The sequence below is a fragment of the Sulfurimonas indica genome (assembly GCF_009192995.1).
In the GTDB taxonomy this organism is placed as follows: Bacteria; Campylobacterota; Campylobacteria; order Campylobacterales; family Sulfurimonadaceae; genus Sulfurimonas; species Sulfurimonas indica.
Genome location: NZ_SDID01000052.1, coordinates 1 through 384 on the forward strand (window position 1 = coordinate 1; position 384 = coordinate 384).

The 384-nt window shown below is 39.1% G+C and carries 1 tRNA gene; it reads right to left on the reverse strand.

From position 1 onward, the window contains the following. Nucleotides 1-59: 59 nt before the first annotated feature. A tRNA-Ala gene (locus tag ES948_RS10790) sits at nucleotides 60-135 on the reverse strand. Nucleotides 136-384 lie beyond the last annotated feature (249 nt).

Here is a 384-nt window from a genome sequence, read left to right on the forward strand (position 1 = left end):
TATAAAGTTGTTGACTTTAACAATTGTAATTTAATGAACATAAAAAGTTTAATTTTTAATGGTGGAGAATAGCGGGATCGAACCGCTGACCTCCTGCGTGCAAGGCAGGCGCTCTCCCAGCTGAGCTAATTCCCCATGACTGTAAAACTTTTTGTAGTGATTTGTAAAATAACATAGATCACTGAAAACTAAGCAAGCAAGTGAACTAGAAATAACATCTTCTAAAGAAACATCACTTCGTGAGCGGTTCCCTTGTTTTGTGAGATTTCCGATTCGGCATTTAGTGCCTCACTTGGAGTGCATTTTAATGCTTCTTCTTTAGTGAGCCAATCAAACGAATGATTGCTCTTTACTCTAGAAAGGAGGTGATCCAACCGCAGGTTC